The organism is Rhodococcus sp. RS1C4 (genome assembly GCF_002258225.1).
Classification (GTDB): domain Bacteria; phylum Actinomycetota; class Actinomycetes; order Mycobacteriales; family Mycobacteriaceae; genus Rhodococcoides; species Rhodococcoides fascians_E.
In genome coordinates this window covers 149,246-171,950 of record NZ_NOXZ01000023.1, presented here as the reverse complement: position 1 = coordinate 171,950, position 22,705 = coordinate 149,246, and the positions used below count along the sequence as shown (strand labels likewise).

23 protein-coding genes are annotated in these 22,705 nt (G+C 64.2%); 15 read left to right on the top strand and 8 right to left on the bottom strand.

What is annotated here, in order from left to right; all coding sequences use genetic code 11:
- Positions 1–42: 42 nt before the first annotated feature.
- Positions 43–1,215: an acyl-CoA dehydrogenase family protein gene (locus CH289_RS11585; protein WP_020111004.1), complete on the bottom strand. Its 1,173-nt coding sequence runs from the start codon at positions 1,213–1,215 to the stop codon at positions 43–45.
- A gap of 308 nt (positions 1,216–1,523) precedes the next feature.
- On the opposite strand from CH289_RS11585, the gene CH289_RS11580 reads away from it, so the two are divergent.
- From CH289_RS11580 to CH289_RS11555, 6 genes are all read left to right on the top strand, one after another.
- On the top strand, positions 1,524–3,077 hold the full coding sequence (locus CH289_RS11580; protein WP_052060071.1) for an ABC transporter substrate-binding protein: 1,554 nt from the start codon (positions 1,524–1,526) through the stop codon (positions 3,075–3,077).
- Between the two features lie 46 nt (positions 3,078–3,123).
- Positions 3,124–4,056: an ABC transporter permease gene (locus tag CH289_RS11575; RefSeq protein WP_020111006.1), complete on the top strand. Its 933-nt coding sequence runs from the start codon at positions 3,124–3,126 to the stop codon at positions 4,054–4,056.
- Positions 4,053–4,985, top strand: a complete 933-nt coding sequence (locus tag CH289_RS11570; RefSeq protein ID WP_020111007.1) for an ABC transporter permease — start codon at positions 4,053–4,055, stop codon at positions 4,983–4,985. Before CH289_RS11575 ends, CH289_RS11570 begins: the two co-directional genes overlap by 4 nt.
- Positions 4,982–6,082 carry an ABC transporter ATP-binding protein gene (locus CH289_RS11565; RefSeq protein WP_094727940.1) on the top strand — a complete coding sequence of 367 codons (1,101 nt, stop codon included), beginning with the start codon at positions 4,982–4,984 and terminating at the stop codon, positions 6,080–6,082. Before CH289_RS11570 ends, CH289_RS11565 begins: the two co-directional genes overlap by 4 nt.
- The gene (locus CH289_RS11560) at positions 6,079–7,104 is read left to right on the top strand and encodes an ABC transporter ATP-binding protein (RefSeq protein ID WP_033190085.1); all 1,026 of its coding nucleotides are present in this window, start codon (positions 6,079–6,081) and stop codon (positions 7,102–7,104) included. Before CH289_RS11565 ends, CH289_RS11560 begins: the two co-directional genes overlap by 4 nt.
- A 204-nt stretch (positions 7,105–7,308) precedes the next feature.
- The gene (locus CH289_RS11555; RefSeq protein WP_094655268.1) at positions 7,309–7,701 is read left to right on the top strand and encodes an SHOCT domain-containing protein; all 393 of its coding nucleotides are present in this window, start codon (positions 7,309–7,311) and stop codon (positions 7,699–7,701) included.
- A 42-nt stretch (positions 7,702–7,743) separates the two neighbouring features.
- Here CH289_RS11555 and CH289_RS11550 read toward each other — a convergent pair whose 3' ends face one another.
- Positions 7,744–8,643: a LysR family transcriptional regulator gene (locus CH289_RS11550; RefSeq protein ID WP_019662918.1), complete on the bottom strand. Its 900-nt coding sequence runs from the start codon at positions 8,641–8,643 to the stop codon at positions 7,744–7,746.
- A gap of 72 nt (positions 8,644–8,715) precedes the next feature.
- On the opposite strand from CH289_RS11550, the gene CH289_RS11545 reads away from it, so the two are divergent.
- The 3 genes from CH289_RS11545 (at position 8,716) to CH289_RS11535 (ending at position 11,684) form a co-directional block, all read left to right on the top strand.
- Entirely contained in the window at positions 8,716–9,624 is a 909-nt protein-coding gene (locus CH289_RS11545; protein ID WP_019662917.1) for an EamA family transporter, read from the top strand.
- Between the two features lie 91 nt (positions 9,625–9,715).
- On the top strand, positions 9,716–10,981 hold the full coding sequence (locus CH289_RS11540; RefSeq protein ID WP_094727939.1) for a Mur ligase family protein: 1,266 nt from the start codon (positions 9,716–9,718) through the stop codon (positions 10,979–10,981).
- Positions 10,974–11,684 (top strand): type 1 glutamine amidotransferase, encoded by a 711-nt coding sequence (locus tag CH289_RS11535; protein ID WP_026347396.1) that lies wholly within the window; start codon positions 10,974–10,976, stop codon positions 11,682–11,684. The genes CH289_RS11540 and CH289_RS11535 overlap by 8 nt, the downstream gene beginning before the upstream one ends.
- 42 nt (positions 11,685–11,726) lie before the next feature.
- Here CH289_RS11535 and recR read toward each other — a convergent pair whose 3' ends face one another.
- Genes recR through CH289_RS11520 form a run of 3 tightly spaced genes read right to left on the bottom strand, consistent with a single transcriptional unit; the run spans position 11,727 to position 13,400 of the window.
- Entirely contained in the window at positions 11,727–12,344 is a 618-nt protein-coding gene (gene recR, locus CH289_RS11530; RefSeq protein ID WP_026347395.1) for a recombination mediator RecR, read from the bottom strand.
- A gap of 1 nt (position 12,345) precedes the next feature.
- Entirely contained in the window at positions 12,346–12,684 is a 339-nt protein-coding gene (locus CH289_RS11525) for a YbaB/EbfC family nucleoid-associated protein (protein WP_026347394.1), read from the bottom strand.
- A gap of 26 nt (positions 12,685–12,710) precedes the next feature.
- Positions 12,711–13,400 (bottom strand): siderophore-interacting protein, encoded by a 690-nt coding sequence (locus CH289_RS11520; RefSeq protein WP_019662912.1) that lies wholly within the window; start codon positions 13,398–13,400, stop codon positions 12,711–12,713.
- Between the two features lie 137 nt (positions 13,401–13,537).
- On the opposite strand from CH289_RS11520, the gene CH289_RS11515 reads away from it, so the two are divergent.
- Positions 13,538–14,146, top strand: a complete 609-nt coding sequence (locus tag CH289_RS11515) for a TetR/AcrR family transcriptional regulator (protein ID WP_019662911.1) — start codon at positions 13,538–13,540, stop codon at positions 14,144–14,146.
- Here CH289_RS11515 and CH289_RS11510 read toward each other — a convergent pair.
- Positions 14,143–14,577 (bottom strand): SRPBCC family protein, encoded by a 435-nt coding sequence (locus CH289_RS11510; RefSeq protein WP_094727938.1) that lies wholly within the window; start codon positions 14,575–14,577, stop codon positions 14,143–14,145. The two genes, CH289_RS11515 and CH289_RS11510, sit on opposite strands and share 4 nt — an antisense overlap.
- Positions 14,578–14,841: 264 nt before the next feature.
- On the opposite strand from CH289_RS11510, the gene CH289_RS11505 reads away from it, so the two are divergent.
- Positions 14,842–16,266 carry an FAD-binding oxidoreductase gene (locus CH289_RS11505; protein ID WP_256977182.1) on the top strand — a complete coding sequence of 475 codons (1,425 nt, stop codon included), beginning with the start codon at positions 14,842–14,844 and terminating at the stop codon, positions 16,264–16,266.
- Positions 16,263–17,579: a class I SAM-dependent methyltransferase gene (locus CH289_RS11500; protein WP_094727936.1), complete on the top strand. Its 1,317-nt coding sequence runs from the start codon at positions 16,263–16,265 to the stop codon at positions 17,577–17,579. The genes CH289_RS11505 and CH289_RS11500 overlap by 4 nt, the downstream gene beginning before the upstream one ends.
- On the opposite strand, the gene CH289_RS11495 is transcribed toward CH289_RS11500, so the two are convergent.
- A complete protein-coding gene (locus tag CH289_RS11495) occupies positions 17,576–18,493 on the bottom strand; it encodes an oxygenase MpaB family protein (RefSeq protein ID WP_094727935.1) in 918 nt (305 codons plus the stop codon). The genes CH289_RS11500 and CH289_RS11495 overlap by 4 nt on opposite strands.
- A 23-nt stretch (positions 18,494–18,516) precedes the next feature.
- Here CH289_RS11495 and CH289_RS11490 point away from each other — a divergent pair, with 23 nt between their 5' ends.
- From CH289_RS11490 to CH289_RS11480, 3 genes are read left to right on the top strand one after another with little or no spacing between them, the layout of a single operon-like run.
- Entirely contained in the window at positions 18,517–19,083 is a 567-nt protein-coding gene (locus tag CH289_RS11490; protein ID WP_094727934.1) for a TetR/AcrR family transcriptional regulator, read from the top strand.
- A 43-nt stretch (positions 19,084–19,126) separates the two neighbouring features.
- Positions 19,127–19,384 (top strand): acyl-CoA-binding protein, encoded by a 258-nt coding sequence (locus tag CH289_RS11485; protein ID WP_026347392.1) that lies wholly within the window; start codon positions 19,127–19,129, stop codon positions 19,382–19,384.
- Between the two features lie 40 nt (positions 19,385–19,424).
- Positions 19,425–21,779, top strand: coding sequence for an FdhF/YdeP family oxidoreductase (locus CH289_RS11480; RefSeq protein ID WP_094727933.1), 2,355 nt, complete (start codon positions 19,425–19,427; stop codon positions 21,777–21,779).
- Between the two features lie 82 nt (positions 21,780–21,861).
- Here the strand turns inward: CH289_RS11480 and CH289_RS11475 are convergent, their stop codons facing one another.
- On the bottom strand, positions 21,862–22,680 hold the full coding sequence (locus tag CH289_RS11475; protein ID WP_033190081.1) for an oxygenase MpaB family protein: 819 nt from the start codon (positions 22,678–22,680) through the stop codon (positions 21,862–21,864).
- Between the last annotated feature and the right edge of the window lie 25 nt (positions 22,681–22,705).

The following is a 22,705-nucleotide window of genomic DNA, read 5'->3' as shown; positions in this document are numbered from 1 at the left end:
CCTGTCTTCGACTGAGGCGTTCGATTACCAGCATCACCGGCGTCAGTGCCCGAAGCCGTCGGAATTGACATATCCCTTGATGAGATTCCGCGCGATCGTCCGGCGCTGAATCTCGTCCGTTCCTTCGAAGATTCGAAGCAACCTCAGTTCGCGATACCACCGTTCGATGGGGAGTTCCTTCGTGTATCCCATCCCGCCGTGGATCTGCAGCACTCGGTCGACGACGTTGTTGGCGGTGATCGACCCGTGAAGTTTGGCGACCGACGAGACATGCCGTGCATCGACGCCCTGCGCCACCGCCCACGCTGCGCGAAGCGTGAGCAGTTTCGTGGATTCGATCTCGACGTGCGAGTCTGCGATCTGCCACTGGATTGCCTGGTACTCGGCGATCGGGTGCCCCATCGACACTCGATTCTTCGAGTGCTCGATCGCCATCTGGAGAAGCCGTTCCGCCGAACCGATGGCACGGGCGGGGATCATGTACCGCCCCTGCCCGATCCAACTCATCGCAAGGTCGAATCCTTTGCCGACCTCGCCGAGGACGTTCGATTCCGGCACACGCACATCGACGAAGGACAATGCAGCCGGTCCCCACTGCCCCATCGTGGGGATAGGAGTGGACGTCCATCCCATGTCGCGATCGACGATGAAACACGTGACTCCCCCGTTCGCGCCCTTCTCCTTGTCGGTCACCGCGAACACCATGACGAAGTCGGCCTCGTTACCTCCGGTGATGAAGATCTTCTCACCGTTGATGATCCAGTCGGATCCGTCCTTGACCGCGCGGGTCTTGATGTTTCGTGCATCGGAGCCGGCGCCTGGCTCGGTTATCGCGAAACACGATCGCCGCTCACCTTCGATCGTCGGGATCAGATACCGCTGCTTCTGATCGTCGTTCGCGCCGTACAGAATGTTGTCGGCGGAACCACCGAACGAGAACGGCACGAAGGTCCTGCCTGCCTCCGCAGCGATGATGGCGCTCATCACCGGTCCGAGGTTCGCTCCGCCGTACTCCTCGGGTGTGTTGATCCCCCAGAATCCCGACTTCTTGGCCTTCGCGCGTAGCTCCTTCACGACGCCGTCCTCGAGGCCCGGCCTACCTTCGCGCTCGTTGCGCAGCACTTCGCTCTCGAGCGGAATGACCTCCTTCTCGAGGAATGCGCGCACCGACTTGCGCATCAATTCTTCTTCTTCGTTCAGGGCGAAATCGACCATGACCTGACTTCCCTTCCAGGAGTTCGGAGCTACGATTCGTAGGAGGATCGAATCTCATTCTAGAACTTCGATCTAGTGCGACCCTGAAGTATCCATGCTCGGTTTGTCAAGACCGAATCGCTCGATCGGGCCAAGCCTTGACACTGGATAGGTTTTAGAACATCCTTCTAGAAATCGCCCTGCAGCCCGGGGCGTGGCACATCGACGAAGTACCCGGCAGCTCAGGCTCGCAGTCGATCTGAACTTCCGAGAACACTTCCTCCCCAGCCCGGGGGAATGGCCACCTCTACGAAAAACGGAGGTTCCACATGTCGCGCAGATCGATTCTCGGTCGAGCCCTCGCGATCCTCACCGTGTGCGCCGTGTCGACGGCGTGCGCCGGTATCGACCAGCGGACATTCGACGCGAACGCGCTCGACCGCGACGCCACCGTCGTGTACGGACAGATCGTCGTCCCGAGCAGTCTCGATCCGCATCGCGGAGTTACTGAAAACGACCTACCGTTACTTGCCGTCATCTACGATCGGATCACCGACGTCGACACCGACGGCAACCCGGTACCCATGCTGGCCGAGAGTTGGGAGTTGGACGAGGAGAACGCTACTTTCACCCTGAAAATGCGTGCGGGAGCTACATTCTCGGACGGTACGCCGGTAGATGCTGCAGCCGTGAAGGTCAACATCGACCGAATCCTGAACGATCCCCAGACCACCATCAAGGGACAGATCGACAAGACGATCGGATCCGTCGATGTGGTCGACGATTCGACGGTCCGCTTCGACCTGGTGGGCCCGGGTGGAGCATTGCCGACGCTTCTGGCGTCACGACCCGGAATGCTCATCTCACCCGCGGCGCTCGGAAACACCGACCTGGATCAGAATCCGGTCGGCGCAGGCGCTTTCAGGATGACGAGCAGCATTCCCGGTACCGCTTACCACTTCGAGCGTCGCCCCGACTACTGGGACGACGACGCCTATCGGTACAGCAAGCTCACCTTTCTCATCCAACTCGACACCGCGACTCGCATGAACTCGCTCCAGGCGGGAGAGTCCACGATGACAGGAGTGGTGGGCCCGCAGAAGGAGGAAGCGAAGGCCGGCGGACTGCAGGTCTTCACCTCCGAGGGCGCGAGCACCAGCATGGCCCGGATCTCCCTGAACTCCGCCAGGAGCGAGTTCGGCAACAAACAGGTGCGACAAGCGATGAATCTGGCGATCGACCGCGCAGCCATCTCGCGAGTTCTGTACTCCGGTGACTGCATTCCCGGCGCCCAGCCGTACCCCGAAGGATACTTCGCGCACAGCGACGCACTGGACGACAGCGGCTGGTCCTCCTACGACCCCGACCGTGCCCGCGCTCTTCTCGACGACGCCGGACTGCCCGACGGATTCACCTTCACCGCAGCAGTGCCGAGCTTGTCCATCTACCAGAACAACGCCCAGGTGGTCCAGCAGAATCTGGCCGATGTCGGTATCGACATGCGGATCGAGGTGATGGACGCGACGCAGGCACGTGCCCGGTTCGTCACGGGCGAGGCGGATGCACTCGTCGGCCAGTACGGCGGAGGGACCGATCCCGGCCTCTACGCACAGTCGGCGTACCTCCCCGGTGGCGGTGACAATCCCGGCAGGCTCACTACCGACCGGATGGCCGAGCTGTACGACGCAACGGCCCGCTCCACCGACGTCGACGAGCGCAAATCCGCATACGAAGACCTTCTTGCCGAGGCATTCGACATGGGGCCGGCGCAGATCGTTCTCTGCCACTCGGTGGCATCGGTCGCCAGCCAGGGCAACATCGGAAACTACGTGTTCTACAAGACCGGTGGCACCGGTCTGCGGACCTTGGACGTAAGCAAGTGACATCCACCTTCGATCCGAACGAGGTGTTCCAATTGTGTTGATATTCATGATCAAACGACTACTCGCCGCCATTCCCGTGCTGATTCTCGTGACCGTTCTGAGCTTCTCGATGATTCACCTCATTCCCGGCGACGCCGCAGTGGTCGCGGCGGGCGAGAACGCCACGGCAGAACAGATCGCCGAGACCAGAGCTCAACTCGGCCTCGACCAGAACATCGTGGTGCAGTACTTCAGCTGGGTCGGCAACCTGATGTCCGGCGACTTCGGAACGTCACTGCTGAGCAGCCACAAGAACATCGACGCGATACTCGAAGCACTGCCCGTGACGCTGTCTCTCGCGTTCGTCGCCCTGTCCTGGTCGCTGGTCGTCGGTGTACTCGCGGGTGTCATGGCGGGGTTGCGCCGAGGGACGTGGATCGACCGCACGCTGACCGGACTGACGACGTTGGGAATCTCCATGCCCAGCTTCTGGCTCGGCCTTCTGTTCGTCACTTTCTTCTCCCTGCAGTTGCGACTCTTCCCCGCGACCGGATACGCACCGCTCAGCGAAGGTGTGGTGGCATGGTTCTCCCACCTCGCGCTGCCGGCGTTCGCCTTGGGAACCGTCACCGCCGCGGAGATCGCACGACAGGCCCGCGCCGGCGTCATCGATGTGCTCGAACGGGACTACATCCGTACCGCCACGGCCAAAGGGCTGCCCAGGTGGAAGGTCATCGTCAAGCACACGTCCAAGAACGCTGCGGTTCCTGTCGTCACCGTGTTCGGGCTTCAGGCGGCCGCGCTCATCGGAGGCGCCGTCATCATCGAGCAGGTGTTCGGGATGCCCGGCCTCGGATCAGTGGCACTGAAGGCCATTCTCGAGCGCGACTTCCCGGTGATCCAAGCGTTCGTCGTCGTGATCACCCTGTTCGTGCTCGTCATCAACCTCGCCGTCGACATCTCGTACGCGTACTTCAACCCGAAAGCCAGGCAATCATGACGAGCACACCACTCTCCGCGCCCCTGAGCGGTGCACGACGGCGTCTCGGTTCGTCGGCCGGCACGAAATCGAGGCCCGCACCCCCGTCGCCGGGCAGGATCTTCGTCCGTCGAATCCTGCGTTCGCGTACGAACGTCGTCTGCCTGACGTTCCTCGGCCTTCTCGGTGTGATCGCCGTGGCAGCGCCGTGGATCGCCCCGTACGACCCGGCTTATCAGAAGTTGGCTTCGGCATTCCTGCCGCTGTTCTCCGACGGTCACATTCTCGGGACGGATCAATTGGGACGCGACACCTTGAGTCGGCTCATCTACGCAACCCAGATCTCGCTGGTCGCTCCGCTCATCGCCGTCGGGTTCGCCGCCGCCACCGGCCTGCCCCTCGGGCTGCTCGCGGGCTACCTCGGCGGAAAGTTCGATTGGATCACCGGCCGCATCGCCGACGCGCTCATCGCTCTTCCCGCACTGGTCCTCGCACTGGCCATCATTGCCATCTTCGGTCCAGGCCTGGTCAACGCGATGCTCGCGGTCGGCGCCGCATCGGCGCCCCGACTGTTCCGTGTGGTGCGTGGTTCCACCATCAACGTACGCGAAGAAACCTACATCGAGGCGAGCAAGGTCGTCGGATGTTCCACTCCTCGAACGGTTCTGATGCACGTACTGCCGAACGTCAGGAGCCCGCTGCTGGTTCAGATCACGCTGATGCTCTCGCTGGCGTTGCTCGCGGAAGCCGGCCTGAGCTTCCTCGGCCTCGGCGTTCAACCGCCGACTGCAAGTTGGGGTTCCATGCTGCGTAGCGCATTCGACAACCGCTTTCAAAGCCCATGGATGGTTGTTCCCCCCGGTCTCGCGATCATGCTCACCATCTTGTCCCTGAACATGCTCGGCGACGGGATCCGCGATGCCGTCGGCCAGGAACGGAGGAAGTCATGACCTCTTCCCACACGCTACGAAAGCCCGAACGGACCGGCCACGGGTTGCTCAGCATCCGAGACCTCCAGGTGGAGTTCAGAACGGACTCCGGGTGGACGCCCGTCGTCACCGGAGCTCAGCTCGATCTGGAGCCGGGCGGTACGCGGGCGCTCGTCGGCGAATCAGGCTCCGGCAAGACGGTCACCGCGTTGTCGGTGCTCGGACTGCTCCCCAAGCACAACAGCCGGATCACCGGCGGAAAAATCGAATTCGACGGTACCGACCTGCTGGGCAAGACCGAATCTCAGATGCGCCGTATCAGGGGCCGCGAGATCGCGATGATCTTCCAGGAGCCGATGACGAGCCTCAACCCCGTCTTCACCGTCGGCGAGCAGATCGCCGAGACAGTGCGCGCGCACATGGGCAGATCACGCAAACAGGCATGGGCACGAGCAGTCGAGGTTCTGGACCTCGTCGGCATCCCCGCTGCCGCACGCCGTGCGAAGGACTATCCGCACAGCTTCAGCGGCGGCATGCGTCAACGGGCCATGATCGCGATGTCCATCGCCTGCGATCCCAAACTCCTGATCGCCGACGAGCCGACGACGGCGCTGGACGTCACGGTCCAGGCCGGCGTACTCCAGCTTCTCCGACGGCTGCAGGCCGACCTCGGTACAGCGGTGCTGTTGGTCACGCACGACCTCGGCGTGGTGGCGGACTTCTGCGACGAGGTGACCGTGATGTACGCGGGTGAACCCGTGGAAACCGGTCACGCGGACGACGTGTTCGACGAACCACTGCATCCCTACACCGCGGGACTGTTGGCGTCTCTGCCGCAGCGAATCAAACCCGGCGACGACCTCGTTGCCATTCCCGGCATGGTGCCGCGCCCGGAGAACATGCCCGTCGGATGCCGCTTCGCTCCTCGCTGCAGCCATTCTCGGGCAGGAACATGCGACAGCAAGCATCCGGAGTCGATCGAGATCCGCGACGGAAGAAGCACACGGTGCGTGCGGGTCGTCGACGGCGAGATCGGAGACCTCCTGCCTGCACTTCCTATCGAAGCCGTCCCGGCGGCCACCGCCATCGACCCCGGCGATCTGGAGGAGATCCGATGACCGCACCCGAGAAGCAGGTCCTCCTGGACGTGCGAAACCTGTCCAAGTCGTTCGTTCGTTCGCGGGACGTCTTCGGCCGGCCACGCGAGACGGTCCAGGCCGTGCGCAACATCAGCGTCAGCGTTCGGACCGGTGAGACACTCGGCATCGTCGGCGAATCGGGATCCGGCAAATCCACACTCGGTAGGTCGATCCTGCGCTTGGAAGAACCCGAACAGGGCGAAGTGCTCTACCAGGGTGAGAACCTTCTCGACCTCCGACGCGGAGCACTACGTCGCAAGCGTCGAGAACTGCAGATGATCTTCCAGGACCCGTATGCGTCGCTGGACCCGACCAAGACCGTCGGCAATGCGATCGCGGAGCCCATGCGCATCTTCGATCGGCGCAGCCGGTCCGACTACGAGGACCGCGTCGCGTCGTTGCTGACCAAGGTCGGCCTCCGAACCGAGTTCGCCGCTCGCTATCCGGGCGAGATGTCCGGCGGCCAGAGGCAACGCGTCGCGATCGCCCGCGCGCTCGCGCTCGACCCCAAGATCATCGTCGCGGACGAGGCAGTGTCGGCGCTGGACGTGTCCACGCAGTCCGAGGTGATCAACCTGCTCGTGCACCTCACCAAGGAATTCGAACTGACCTGCCTGTTCATCTCGCACAACCTCGGCGTGGTCCGCCACATCAGCGACCGAATCGCCGTGATGTATCTGGGCCGAATCGTCGAGATCGGTACCGCCGCACAGGTGTACGAGTCACCACGACATCCGTACACCTACGCGTTGCTCTCGGCGATTCCTGTACCCGATCCCGCGATCCAACGTGCCCGCCCGAAAACGGTCCTCGACGGTGACGCACCCGATCCCGCACACCCGCCCGCGGGGTGCGCGTTCGCATCGCGATGCCCGCACGCACGAAAGATCTGCACGACAGACGAACCGGCACTCGAGACCCGTGACAACGGATCCCGATCCGCCTGCCATTTCGCCGATGAAGTGCGCTCCAGCCTGGCGGCACCGTCGCTCACCGGCTGACCCGGCATCTGTTACCCACGAGGGCCCCTGTTCCGCCGTTCGGGCGGAGCAGGGGCTCTCGTGGTTTCCCACCACCCCCGGCTCCGATGACTCCATCTGTACCTGCCGATGCAGGTGAGCTGGAGCGGAACGGGACCAATTCACCCGCTGAGGATGATGATCTTGTTCGGTGCTGCCTGAGACCATTCGGGGACCTTCTGCCGAATGGAGCACCGAATCGTGGATTCCTTCTGGGATTTTCTGTGGTTGATCGTCGTCAGCTTTGCCTTCGTCGCCTACCTGATGGTGCTGTTCTCGATCATCGGCGACCTGTTCCGCGACCACAAGAGCTCCGGATGGGCCAAGGCTGCGTGGGTGCTGTTCCTCATCATCGCGCCGTTCCTGACCGCTCTCGTCTACATCATCGTCAAGGGCGGCGACATGACCAAGCGTCAGGTGCGGGCCCTCCAGCACGCCAAGGACGAGCAGGAGCAGTACATCAAGCAGGTCGCGGGGCGCACCTCTGCCGAGGAAATCGCGCACGCGAAGGAACTCCTGGATGCCGGCACCATCACCGAGGAGGAATTCGCGCAGCTCAAAGCCAAAGCCCTCACGTGAGCGTTCGCCTGCTTTCGGGTCGCTCCGCTCCTGCCGCCCCTGCTATACGTTTCTACTCACAGCGGCGGCTTCTTTCTCGAATGCATCCACTGTCGCGGCGATGGCCGGCAGCGTCGTCGCATTCGGCCTCGTCGCGAGTTCGTAGATCCTGCCCGCACGCACACCTGCCAGCGGTCGGGTGATCACACCCGGGTGCCCGACGGCATAGCGAGGCATCAGTGCGACTCCGTGGCCTCGGGCAACGAGTTCCTCGGTGACTCGGAAGTCGTTGATGCGCTGAATCACTCGTGGCCGAACGCCCGTGGCAGCGGCGACCGACAGCAACACGTCGTCCACCGGGAACCCGTCGCGGACGCTGATCCACTCCTCGTCCACGAGCCGGCGCACGTCGACGGACTCCTCGGAGGCCAATCGGTGCGTCAGGGGTAGAAGTAGATCGATGGGCTCTCGCATCAGCGTTCGCACTTCGAGGCGGGGCGCGGCCGTGGCGGGTGCACTGTCGTCGCGATGGGTCAGTACGACGTCGTAGTCGGCCAGCAGCGCAGGCACCGACGATGCAGGAACGTCCTCGTCGCGTGCATCGACCTGTGTTCCGCTGTCGTGCAACCGATTCAGCACACCCGGCAGCAGCAGACCCGCGCCCGACGGAAACAACGCCACGCGCACGCGTCCCCGCGGCGATGCACCGTACGACGCCATCTCCGCGCTCGCCCGGTCCAGTGCGCCGAGCACCTCGTCGGCCCGCAGAACCAATGCGGCACCCGCATCCGTGAGTCGGAGGCGTCGACCGTCGGGTTCGAGGAGCGGCACACCGGCCTCGCGAGCAAGGATTTTCAGTTGCTGCGACACCGCGGACGGGGTCATCGACAGGGCGTCGGCCACTGCCCCGGCCGTCCCTCGATCGGCGAACTCCCGGAGTATCCGCAACCGCTCCACGTTCATGTAGGGAATCTTAACTGTTAGTGCTGAATAATTCGATTGTGCTGATGCATTGAACTCCGCCACCATAGACCCGTGCCCACTCGTGACCGCCTCCTCGGAGTGACCGTGGCCGTGCTCTGGGGCTTGAACTTTCTCGCCATCCGCGTCGGCCTCGACCATTTCCCACCGTTCTTCTTCGCTGCACTCCGGTTCCTGGTCATCGCCGTACCGGTGATCCTGTTCGTCCGCCGCCCGGACGTCCCCGTGAAGTGGCTCCTGCTCTACGGATTCGGGTTCGGCTTCCTTCAGTTCGCGTTCCTGTTCGCCGCGATGAACGCCGGAATGCCGACAGGCCTTGCCTCCCTGGTGCTGCAGTCCTCCGCACCGTTCACGATCATCCTCGGTGCTCTGCTGTTGCGCGAGAAGGTCAGCAGGCGTCAGATTCTGGGCATCACCGTCGCCGTCGCCGGAATGTGCCTCATCGGGTACGACCGCGCCCAAGCGGCATCCCTGATACCCGTCGTACTCACTCTTCTCGCCGGGCTCGGATGGGCGTTCGGCAACCTCGGCAACCGCCTCGCCCGCGGGGAAGAACCGATGCGCTCGATGCTGTGGATGTGCGTCGTTCCACCGATCCCGATGCTCGCCCTCTCCACCGTGGTCGAAGGACCGACCACCGGATGGCACGCTCTCGCCACCGCGTTCAGCTGGGACGGTTGGCCTGCGCTCGCCGGACTCGCCTACATCGTGCTGCTGGGGACGATCGCCGGATCCGGATTGTGGACGGTCCTGATCAGCCGCCACCCTGCAGGCGTCGTCGCACCGTTCTCACTGATGGTCCCCGTCGTCGGCATCGCGGGCGCCTGGATCTTCCTCGACGAGACCCCCAGCGTCCTGTCGATGGTGGGAGCAGCGGTCGTCATCGCCGGGTGCCTCGGCGGAATGTCGACCAAGCGAAGGACACGGACCGCCGCGACCACCGTGGAACCCTTACGCGTGTGAGGCGTGGTGGGCCTCACAGCCGCGCCGAGGGGGCCGCGCCACCGTCGACGCCGACGAGAATCCACCGGCAGGTTTGTGCCAGACTCGGCGCATGGTTCGAGCAGACGAGCGCAGAGCGGCTATCGGAGCGCGCGGCCGGCTGGCACTCCGGGCAGCCGAGGCTGCAACGTGGGCGTCACGCAAGGCAGGACGCGGCAAAGGGTCGATGATCGGCGGGCTCGTCGCCCTCAAGATCGACCCGGACATTCTGACCGGACTCGGGTCCGGGCGTCGCACCGTCGTCGTCACGGGAACGAACGGAAAATCGACGACGACGCGGATGACCGCCGCCGCGCTGGGGACGCTCGGCGACGTGGCGACTCAAGCCGACGGCGCCAACATGGACGCAGGAATCGTCGCTGCACTGCACGCACATTTCGATGCCCCGCTCGCAGCCCTCGAGGTGGACGAACTGCACGTCCCGCACGTCTGCGACGCCGTATCCCCCGCCGCGGTGGTACTTCTCAATCTCAGCCGCGACCAACTCGATCGCGTCGGCGAGATCAACATGATCGAACGCAAACTGCGTGCGGGTCTCACACGACACCCGGAAACCGTCGTGATCGCCAACTGCGACGACGTGTTGGTCACTTCGGCTGCGTTCGACGCCCCGAACGTCGTGTGGGTCGCCGCCGGAGGCGGCTGGGCGGGCGACTCGGTGTCGTGGCCCCGCACCGGAGAACCGATCATCCGAGACGGCGAACACTGGTACTCGACCGGAAGCGACTTCGCCCGACCCACACCGGATTGGTGGCTCGACGAGAACAACCTGTACGGCCCCGACGGCCTCGTCGTACCGATGTCGTTGTCCCTCCCCGGAAAAGCCAACCGAGGCAACGCAGCTCAGGCCGTCGCTGCAGCAGTGACGCTGGGCGCGGATCCCCAGGACGCAGTGGCCGCCGCGTCGGGAGTCGACGAAGTGGCCGGTCGCTACTCCACGGTCCAGTACGGATCTCATTCCGTCCGAATGCTTCTCGCGAAGAACCCAGCAGGCTGGCAGGAGGCACTGTCGATGATCGACCCGACCGTCGACGGACTCGTCATCGCCGTCAACGGGCAGGTTCCGGACGGCGAGGACCTGTCCTGGCTGTGGGACGTGCGGTTCGAACACTTCGAGAACGTTGCCGTCGTCGCATCGGGCGAGCGCGCAACCGATCTCGGCGTGCGCCTGCTGTACGCGGGGTCGAAGCACACCACCGTCGCAGATCCGCTGAAGGCCATCGCATCCTGCCCACCAGGGCGAGTCGAGGTGCTGGCCAACTACACCGCGTTCCGCGACCTCGGGCGCGCACTCGCACGGGAGCACGGCAATGTCTGAATCCACCGTCCGCATAGGCCTGGTACTCCCCGATGTCATGGGGACGTACGGCGACAACGGAAACGCTTTGATCCTGCGGCAACGGCTCAGGATGCGGGACATCGACGCCGAGATCGTCCAGGTCACCCTGGGCGATCCCGTTCCCGAGTCGCTGGACGTCTACACCCTGGGCGGCGCCGAGGATTCCGCTCAGCGCCTCGCGACGCGGCATTTGACGCAGTACCCCGGCCTGCAGAACGCCGCGGCGCGCGGGGTCCCGGTGCTCGCGATCTGCGCCGCCATCCAGGTACTCGGTCACTGGTACGAGACCTCGTCCGGCGAAAAGGTCGACGGCATATCCCTGTTCGACGTCACGACGGCACCCCAGGAAACACGATCCATCGGTGAAGTCATCACCGAACCCGTCGTCACCGGTCTCACCGAGAAGCTCTCCGGATTCGAAAACCACCGTGGTGGAACAACTCTGGGACCCGATGCAAGTCCACTGGCGACGGTCACCCACGGCGTCGGCAACGGCGTCGGCGACGGCCGCGAAGGCGTCGTACAGGGGTCCGTGATCGGGACCTACATGCACGGTCCGGTCCTCGCCCGAAACCCCCAACTGGCCGATTACCTGCTCGAGCGGGCGACCGGGACCATCCTGGCCCCCCTCGATCTGGCGGAGGTCACACAGTTGCGTCGGGAGCGGCTCCGCCGCACGTGAGCAGAACGGAGCCTGCGGAGTGACGCGCAGGCTCCGCTCCACTCACGTGTCGCGGAGCGACCTCCTACCGGTCAGCGCCCTGCCCAGAGTCAATTCGTCGGCGAATTCCAGGTCCCCACCCATGGGGAGACCCGAGGCCAGCCGGCTGATGGCCAGACCGGGGAAATCGCGCATCATGCGCGCCAGGTAGGTCGCCGTCGCCTCCCCTTCGGTGTTGGGGTCGGTGGCGATGATCACCTCGGAGACGTCCACGCCGTCGTCCTGATTTCCGATGCGCACCAGAAGTTCTCGGATCCTGAGCTGGTCCGGACCGATGCCGTTGAGTGGATCGAGCGCACCGCCGAGGACATGGTATCGGCCCTTGAATTCGCGCGTACGCTCCACGGCCTGAACGTCTTTCGGCTCTTCGACGACGCAGATAATCGACCGATCCCGCCGCGGGTCGGCACAGATACGACACAGTTCCTTGTCCGAGACGGTGCCGCACACGGTGCAGAACTGAACCCCGTCACGAACACGCGCCAACGCTTTGATCAGCCGGTCCACCTCGGGCGGTTCGACGCCGAGGAGGTGAAAAGCTATCCGCTGAGCGCTCTTCGGCCCGACGCCGGGCATTTTGCCGAGCTCGTCGATCAGATCCTGTACAGGACCTTCGTACACCTCAGAATCCAGGTAGGCCGAGCGACCCACCGCCGAGGCCACCCGCCAGAGGGCCGAGCTTCTCCGCTGCGACCGCGGACGCCGACTTCGACGCGTCGGCGATGGCTCCGATGACGAGGTCCTGCAGCGTTTCGACGTCCTCCGGGTCGACGATCTTGGGGTCGATCACCAAGCCGACGAGTTCGCCGGTTCCCTTCACCGTCGCGGTGACGAGCCCGCCGCCCGCCTGACCGGTCACTTCTGCGTCGGCGATCTCCGCCTGGGCCGCCATCAACTGCTGCTGCATCTGCTGGGCCTGCTGCATGATCGAGGCGATGTCTGGCTGCTCACCGGGTTGCACAGTGATGTCCTCTCGGTTCGGGTACGTCACCTACGAGAGTAGTAGCCGAACACGCGGACGTGATCGTCCGCCAGCCCAGCGGCCAGACACGCGGCTCGGATCTCGTCCATCCGACCGGACTCGCCGGTTCCCCACACCGTGACCGAGCTGTCCAGCCTCATCCGCCTCGCGGCGGTGACCAGCGGGTCGAATCCGAGTTCGGTGTGGAAACTCATCACGCTGACACCGTCCACGTCGGGCAGGTCGGCGACATCCTCCGGCCGAGGGGTGTCCACCCACAGCGTGCCGAGCGTTCCTGCGGGCCACGAGCGAAGAACGGCGCGGGCGGCGGGGATGGACGGTTCGTCGACGAACATGTGCACACGTCGTCCGTCGCCGAAACGAGGTCCGAATCCAGCGCCTATCGGCGCGATTCGCGTGCGCGTGCCGACCTCGACCGAATCCAGCCACCGCGACATCATCGTGCTCTCGTGCGACGGCGTGTACTCGATGTCGACGATGCCGTGCGCCGCGTCGAACCGTCGGACACGAAAATCCCGCTCGTCGACGCCGGGGAATCGCAACTGTTCGGCTATCGCGTCCTCGTCCCAATCACGCTGGTAGCTCCCGGCCGACAGAAGCGACGTCATTCGCATCGTGCCTGGTCGTGGCCTGCCGATCGCCAACGTGTGCATCGTCGGCACCGCGGCGTCGATGACGCCGTGCGGATACTCCACAGCCCGCTCCCTTCACCCCGACCGTGACTTGAGTAAGGCTAAACTTTGCTCGAAGTTTGCCACACGTCGGCCCCTGTCGACACGTGAACACGCCTTAAGCTGCAGATATGCAAGAGTCTCGACCCAGCCGTCGCCGCGTGACCCTCGAAAAATTGATCGAGACGGGCATCTCGCTGACGTTGCCGAACCTGACGGTCAAGGCATTGGCGGAAGAATTGGGTGTCAGCATCGTCGCCGTGTACAACAACATCGACAGCCTGGATGCACTCAGAACCGCGGTGGCGGAAGAGATCCTCGCTCGATGGGAGTTCCCCATCCCTGACGCGGACGCCACGCTCGAGGAATCGCTGATGGACCTCAGCCTGCGTTTGCGCTCCCTGGTCCACCGTAATCCAGGTATCGCTCGGTATCTCCTCGACATCGGGACGTCGTCGCCGGGCGCGCTGGCGCGGATCGACGAGGTGCAGATGGAGTACTCGACGTTGTACGAGCTGACGCCCAAGCAAGCGAACTTCATCGTGACGGTGGTCGCGGAGCACGCGGTGGCGTTGTCGGAGATGGTGCACGTCGAGGGACGTGAGCGGGAGGACGACGCGGCAGTCCTCGCGAGGTCGGATCTGAAGCTGATTCCGCGCACCATCGACGGAAAGAAGCGTGACGACGACTCGAACTACGAGTGGTCGATGCGCGCCCTCATCATGGGCGCATCGGTCGTCATCGACCACCCGCGGTTCTCGACCTACTAGCGGACCTCGCGCTCGAGATTGGCCAAAGTCTGTGCCTGGATCTTCTTCAGACCGAGCGGCGCGAAGGTCTTCTCGAAGAAGCCACCGATACCACCGGCGCCTTTCCACTCGGTCGTGGTGGTGACCTCGCTGCCAGCTCCCGACGGGGCAACGGTCCAGGTGGTGACCATCGAGGAGTTGGCGTCGCGTTCGACGATGGTGGAGCCGTCGACCGCGACGGTCGCCTTCACGTTGCGCGACCGCTTCGAGGTGGCCTGCAGTGTCCACTGCGCGATGGTGCCGTTGCCCTGACCGCCCTCGACGACGGTGTAGTCGAGGTACTGCTCGGGGAGGATCCGCGGGCGTACCGTCTCGTAGTCGACGAGTGCCGCCAACACCTGCTCGGGTGCCTGAGCGATGGTGATGGAACTGCTGGCGCTTACCTGTGCCACGTGGTGTCTCCTCGGGTCGACGCGAATTGTGAGTCCTGGCGCTCCATCCTGCCCTTCCCGATGACCCGGACGGGAACAGGATGTCAGGGTGTGTGACAGGGTTCACCGGGATTTATTTAGCTGCACAAACGACATGCATGCTGCATACATTTGTCCGTAATGCCTCGTTCGACGACAACATTTACGTGAAATTTCGCAGTCGAGGCCGCATACTCGGTGGCTCCGCGGCACACCTGGATATAGCGTCTTCATGTGCCATCTGCGATTGCTCTTCCCCGACGTAGGCCCGCCCCGCGAGAAAGCGGATTCGCCGCACATCGTGCCGGCGTGGAACTGCTGCTCGAGAGTTACCGCGCCATCCCCGCTTCCGCAACCGTGCGCCTGGCGAAGAAGACCTCGAACCTCTTCCGCGCCCGCGCGGCATCGACGGCCCCCGGCCTCGACGTATCGGGCCTGACGAGCGTCATCACGGTCAACCCACAGGACCGGACGGCCGACGTCGCCGGAATGTGCACGTACGAGGACCTCGTCGCCGCGACGCTTCCGTACGGTCTGGCACCGTTCGTCGTACCGCAGCTCAAGACCATCACCCTCGGTGGCGCGGTCACCGGCCTCGGCATCGAGAGCACGTCGTTCCGTAACGGGCTGCCTCACGAATCGGTCCTGCAGATCGACATCCTCACCGGCAGCGGGACCGTCGTCACCGCCACTCCCGACGGCGAGAATTCCGACCTGTTCTGGGGTTTCCCCAACTCCTACGGAACGCTCGGATACTCGACCCGCCTGAAGATCCAGCTCGAGCCCGTGCTGCCGTACGTGGAGTTGCGCCACCTCCGTTTCCACGACCTCGACGTCATGCAGGCCACGATGGACGACATCGTGCGGGACCGCTCCTACGAGGGCATCGGAGTGCAGTACCTCGACGGCGTCGTGTTCACGCCGGAGGAAAGTTACCTGACCCTCGGCGTCCAGACTTCCGCTCCCGGTCCGGTCAGCGAGTACCACGCCGGGTCCGAGATCTACTACCGTTCGATACAGCAGAAGACCACAGACCGCCTGACCATCGCCGATTACCTGTGGCGTTGGGACACCGACTGGTTCTGGTGCTCCCGTGCGTTCGGAACTCAGAACCCCAGGATCAGGCGTTTCTGGCCCAAGAAGTACCGCCGGTCCAGCTTCTACTGGAAATTGATCGCGCTCGACCGTAAGTACGACATCGCCGATCGACTCGAAGCCCGCAAGGGAAACCCGCCGCGCGAACGGGTGGTTCAGGACATCGAGGTCCCGATCGAGAACACGGCCTCGTTCCTGCGGTGGTTCCTGAAGGAAATCCCCATCGAGCCACTGTGGTTGTGCCCGTTGCGACTTCGCGAGCCGGCCCCTCCCGGCGCCGACGCTGCGCGCCCGTGGCCCCTCTACCCCCTCGAACCGAAACGAACCTACGTCAACGTCGGCTTCTGGTCCTCGGTCCCCATCGTCCCCGGTGAGCCCGACGGTGCGGCCAACCGCGCCATCGAGAAGAAGGTCACCGATTTCGACGGCCACAAGTCGCTCTACTCCGATGCGTTCTACTCCGAAGCCGAGTTCTCCGAGCTCTACGGCGGCGAGAGGCTCGCAGAACTGAAGAAACGATACGACCCCGATTCCCGATTGCTGGATCTGTATTCGAAGGCGGTGCAAGGAAAATGACAACGTTCAAGGAACCCACGGCGCAGGACGCGCACCGAGCGAACAAGCTCACCATCTCTCAGATCCTCGAGCTTCTGTCCGACGGAAACATCCCACTGCGCTTCACCGCGTACGACGGAAGCGCCGCAGGCCCCGAGGACGCGACCCTCGGCCTCAACCTCAAGAGTCCCCGCGGAACCACCTACCTGGCAACAGCTCCCGGCGACCTCGGAATGGCACGCGCCTACGTCTCCGGTGACCTCGAAGCCGTCGGCGTCCATCCCGGAGACCCGTACGACATCCTCCGCGTCATGGGCGACGAACTGCATTTCCGGCGCCCCGGCGCGCTGACCCTGGCGTCGATCACTCGCTCGCTCGGCTGGGATCTGTTGCGACCCATCGCACCTCCTCCGCAGGAAGTGGTGCCGCGGTGGCGTCGAATCGCCGAAGGCCTTCGCCACTCGAAGACGCGCGACGCCGACTCGATCTCCCACCACTACGACGTGTCGAACACGTTCTACGAGTACGTCCTCGGGCCGTCGATGACGTACACCTGCGCCGCGTACACCTCGGAGGACGATTCGCTCGAGGCCGCGCAGGAGAACAAGTACCGACTCGTGTTCGAGAAGCTCGGCTTGAAGGAAGGCGACCGGCTGCTCGACATCGGGTGCGGCTGGGGCGGAATGGTGCGATACGCCGCACGCCGGGGCGTCAAGACCATCGGCGCGACGCTGTCGAAGGAACAGGCGGCGTGGGCCCAGAAGGCCATCGCCGACGAAGGACTGTCCGACCTCGCGGAGGTTCGCTTCTCCGACTACCGCGACATTCCGGAGTCGAACTTCGACGCGGTGTCCTCGATCGGCCTGACCGAACACATCGGCGTGCAGAACTACCCGGCGTACTTCGAAGCGATCAAGTCGAAACTGCGCGTCGGCGGCCGGGTGTTGAACCACTGCATCACCCGCCCGGACAACCGGAGTCACGCCCGCGCCGGATCCTTCATCGACCGATACGTCTTCCCCGACGGTGAACTGACCGGCTCCGGCCGCATCATCACCGAAATGCAGGACGTGGGCCTCGAGGTCCGGCACGAGGAGAACCTACGTGAGCACTACGCGCTGACCCTGAAGGCGTGGTGCAAGAACCTGGTGGACAACTGGGATGCCTGCGTCGCCGAAGCCGGCGAGGGAACCGCACGCGTATGGGGCCTGTACATGGCCGGCTCACGCCTGGGCTTCGAGCGCAATGTCGTTCAGCTGCATCAGGTCCTGGGCGTGAAGCTCGGACCGAAGGGCGCTGCGGACGTACCCCTGCGCCCCTGGTGGGAGGGCTAACCGTGGTAGTGCCTCGGATCGCCCGCGGCGCCGGCCGGCGGTAGGTTGCGCGCCGGAGTCTGCACCAGCGGACTGTCCGGCGCGATCCGCCCGGTTGCCCGGTCCCATCCGGCCCTGGCCCGCGGATGCATGCGGCGCCTGCGCGGAACCAGCGAGAACGCCGCATTCACTCCCCGCCCCACCAACTCGAACAACTTCTCGTCACGGTCGTTCCACGTGTAGCCCAACAGCCGACGCACCGGCTCGTCGTACATTCCTACCGTCATCCACACGGCTCCACGTGCTATCGGCACCCGCATGACCGCCCACACTGCGTCGGGAATCCAGGTCGCACGGGGCGGCTGTTCGATCTTCGACAGATCGAGCACTCCGCGGGTTGCCCTGTTGTCCTCGAGGACCTCGGTGCACATCCGTTTCCAGTAGAGCTGAAAGTCCTCCCACGTTTTCGGCACCGGTTTCATGCTCATGCCGTACAACCGGTACCACTGGATGTGCTCGGTGAAGAGCTGACGCTTCTGGTCCTCGGTGACCCCGCCCATGAAATGCTGGGCCGTCAGGACGGTGCCCATGAAGAACGTCGCGTGCGCCCAGTAGAACGTCTCCGGGTCGAGCGCGTGGTATCGCCTGCCCTGCGAGTCGATGCCCTTGATGTCGGTGTGGTAACCGCGCACCTGCAGCGCAGTCTGTTCTGCCCGGTCGCCGTCGAACACCACTCCGCCGATGGGATAGAGCGATCGGTAGAGCCGCTCCCACCGTTCGTCGAAGAATGTGGAGTGTTGCTCGACGCCTGCCCCGAGACCCGGGTGCATGTTCTGCATCGACCCGGCCCAGACGCCTTGCAGCAGCCCCCGCCAGTCTCCGAAGTACTTCCAGGTGAGTGAGTCAGGTCCGAGCGGCTCATTCTGACTACGCATGTTGTCAGCTTAAGATTGACAACATGCGTAGTCAATCCCTCGCGGACAGGCAGTACCAGCGTTATCACGCCCTGCTCGACGCAGGGATCGAGATGCTGGGAGACCCGAAAGCTCCGTCGGTCACCGTCCGGGCGGTCTGCCGCACGGCGGGACTCACCGAGCGGTACTTCTACGAGAGCTTCACCGACCGCGACACGTTCATCCGCGCCGTGTACGGCCACGTCGGCGAGCTCGCGCGCGCCGCCATCGCCGGCGCGGTACCCGCCACCAGTCCGGAGGCCCCGGTGCGCGCGTTCGTCGAGCTGGTCCTCGATCAACCCAGCGTCGGCCGAGTCCTGCTGCTGGCGCCGATGTCCGAGTCCGCCATCAGCGGCAGCGGCCTCGCGCTCGCACCGACGTTCGTCTCCCTGGTCGAAGCGCAGCTGAAGGGACTCTCCGAGGACGACAGGCATCTGGTTGCCGTGGGTGTCGTCGGCGCGCTCACCGCACTGTTCGTCGGATACCTGGACGGGACCGTCTGCACACCGCGAGCGAAGTTCGTAGCCCATTGCGTCCGACTGGTTTCCGACGCTTCCACCCTCGTGCCATGATCGACGCGACCGCACCACCGACGCACATGCCCCAGGAGTGAAGATGTCCGATCTCGATCAGTCGTTCCAGCAAGCTCAAGTCGACGTCAAGACCCTCACCTCCAAGCCGAGCAACGACGACCTGCTGAGCCTGTATTCGTTGTACAAGCAAGGTTCGAATGGCGACGTCACGGGTAAGCGTCCGGGAAGACTGGACATGGTGAACCGCGCCAAGTACGACGCCTGGGCGAAGCTCGAGGGCACCAGCCAGGATTCGGCGAAGCAGTCCTACGTCGACCTGGTCGGAAAGCTTCTCGGCTGACCCGGCGGGCGCCGCGGTCACCGGCGAGGAAAGGGACCGCGTGCGCGACTACGACGAAGCCGACCTGAAGATCGACAAGCCCAAGACACACGCGGCCGGACCCGTCGCCGTTGCGGTGTCGATGAAACGCGCACTCGGACACATGGGGCCGGTGCGCACCGCCAAGACTCTCCTCGACCTCAATCAGGCCGAGGGCTTCGACTGCATGAGCTGCGCGTGGCCGGACCCTGATCCCGGCCACCGCCACGCGGCAGAGTTCTGCGAGAACGGCGCGAAAGCAGTTGCCGAAGAGGCGACGACGACCCGCGCGACGCCAGAGTTCTTCGCGGCCCACAGTATCGCCGAGCTCGACTCCAAGAGCGAACACTGGCTCGGCCAGCAAGGTCGCATCACCCACCCGATGGTCAAACTTCCCGGCGGACGGTTCTACGAGCCGATCGACTGGGACGACGCGTTCCGACTCATCGGCGAACAACTCAGGTCCCTGAACTCCCCCGACGAGGCGATCTTCTACACCTCGGGCCGCGCGTCGAACGAATCCGCGTTCGTCTACCAGCTTTTCGCCCGTGCGTTCGGCACCAACAACCTGCCCGACTGTTCCAACATGTGCCACGAGTCGACGTCGATCGCTCTGCAGGAGACCATCGGTATCGGCAAGGCCAGCGTCACCCTCCAGGACGTGTACGACGCCGAGCTGATCGTCCTCGCAGGCCAGAACCCCGGCACCAACCATCCACGCATGCTGTCCGCGCTGGAGAAGGCCAAGCAGAACGGCGCCAAGATTCTGTCGATCAACCCGTTGCGCGAAGCCGGACTGGTCAACTTCAAGAATCCACAGACGCCCCGCGGGATGGTCGGGCCGGGAACGGACCTGTCCGACTTCCACCTCCCCATTCGTGTGAACGGTGACCTCGCACTGTTCCAGGCCATCGGGTCGCTGCTCGTCGAGTGGGACGCGATCGACCACGCCTTCGTCGAGAAGTACACCACCGGCTTCGAATCCTGGCGCGACAACGTCACCGCCGTCGACTGGGACGTCGTGACCGCATCGACGGGCCTGTCCCGACACCAGATCACCGAGGCAGCGCAGATACTGCGCGACTCGAAGGCCACCGTCTTCTGCTGGGCGATGGGCCTGACGCAGCACCGCAACGCCGTCGCGACCATCAAGGAACTGACCAATCTCGCGTTCGCGCAGGGCAACATCGGAAAGCCCGGCGCCGGATTGCTTCCGGTTCGTGGTCACTCGAACGTCCAGGGCGACCGGACCATGGGAATCTGGGAACGGGTGCCCGATCACTTCCTCGATTCCATCCAGGCCGAGTTCGGCTTCGACCCGCCGCGCGAGCACGGCCTCGACACCGTCGATTCCATCCGAGCCATGCGCGACGGAAAGGCCAGTTTCTTCCTCGGCCTCGGCGGCAACTTCGTTCAGGCGACGCCGGACTCGACGGTGACGTTCGAGGCGATGCGACGCATGGCGATGACGGTGCACATCTCCACGAAGATCAACCGCTCGCACCTGGTCACCGGCGACATCGCCCTCATCCTCCCTACTCTCGGCCGCACCGAGAAGGACGTTCAGGCGACCGGCGAGCAGTGGATTTCGGTCGAGGACTCGACGTGCTCGGTGCACTCGTCGCGCGGGCCGCTGAAGCCGGCGAGCGATCTGCTCAAATCCGAGGTCGCCATCCTGACCGGTATCGCCGAAGCAGCCGTCGGAGACCGCCACGGGATCGACTGGAAGGGCATGCGCGAGAACTACAGCACCATCCGCTCGCACATCTCACGCGTCGTCAACGGGTGCGAGGGCTACGAGGTCAATGTCCGACGGCCCGGCGGTTTCGTGCTTCCGCATCCACCTCGGGATTCACGAACGTTCGAGACGAAGTCGGGTAGAGGCGAATTCACAACGTCGCCGATCGACGTACTGCATGTGCCCGACGGCCACCTGCTGTTGCAGACGTTGCGCAGCCACGATCAGTTCAACACCACGATCTACGGCCTGAGCGATCGGTACCGCGGAATCGAAGGCGGACGACGCGTGGTGTTCGTGCATCGCGAGGACATCGCGGCGCTCGGTTTTCAGGACGGCGACATCGTGGACTTGCTGACGCGGTGGGAGGACGACGACGTCGACCGCTGCGCCGACGGCTTCCGCATCGTCGAGTACGACACTCCGCGCGGCTGCGCGGCGGCGTACTACCCGGAGACCAATCCCCTTGTCCCACTCGATTCGACGGCCACCGACAGCAACTGCCCGACCTCGAAGTCCGTGGTGATCCAGCTCGTTCGCACGGGAACCTCGCACGCATGTGCAAGCGACGGAACGCAGGATCGCGTCGGATCCGACGAGGCGCACAAGAACCACCCGCAGCCGCGGCATCTCAGCTGACCCCTGTGTGAGTGGAAATGTAGGCCATGGGGCAGGAGCGGAGCCTGCGGGGCGACCAGAAGGCACTACATTTCCACTCACATCAAACCAGGGCGCGCCCCGCGCGAATTCTGGACCGCACGTCCCACAGCAGCACGTTGAAGGGCATTTCCCGGACCACCTGAGGCGTCACTCGGTTGATCACGGCGAGGGTGCCCATGAGCCGATCGAACCGCTTCTGCTTGATCGGGTCCCACGGCAGTTCCATTTCGTCCCTGAACCGTTCGGGGAGAAACCCGGTGGTCACGAACCGCATGAACGGGCCGATGAAAGGATGCAGCACTCGGGGTTTGACGAACGTCGCCGACGCGATTCCGTGGAGATACCGACGGATGGTCGGGTCGATGTGCACGTCGGCCAGCGCTGCGTCCCAGTACTTCTCGAACGTGATGCGGTCCGCGGGCCACATGTCGCGCGGCATCTGCAACGTCGATCCGAGAACGTGGCATCGCTGGTACATCTCGTCGAGGAACTCCGGGTCGGGTTCGTCGTACAGCGCGTAGTAGACGTCCTCGAAGCCTCGGTACAGGCATGCTGCAACCCACAGCTGCAGGTTCGGGTCGAAGGCGTTGTACTTCACCGGACTGTCCGCCGTGGACTTGACTGCCGCGTGAGATCTGTTGGTCGCCTTACGGTACGCAGCCTTGACGTCGTCGTCGCCCATGCCCGCAACGGCGAGATAGGACAGCGTGGTCCGGGTCCGCTTCACCGGATGTCGGTTGATCTGGCCGCTTTCGACGCGACTCTCGAACACTCCGTACCCGACGGCCGGATGTCCCAGTTGCATGATGACGTTGGCGCCACCGGCGAGCAGGCCGACCCCGGTCATCGATTTGCGGAGCAGTTCGTTGTCGACTGTCATGGCGAATCCTTCTGATCGGATATCT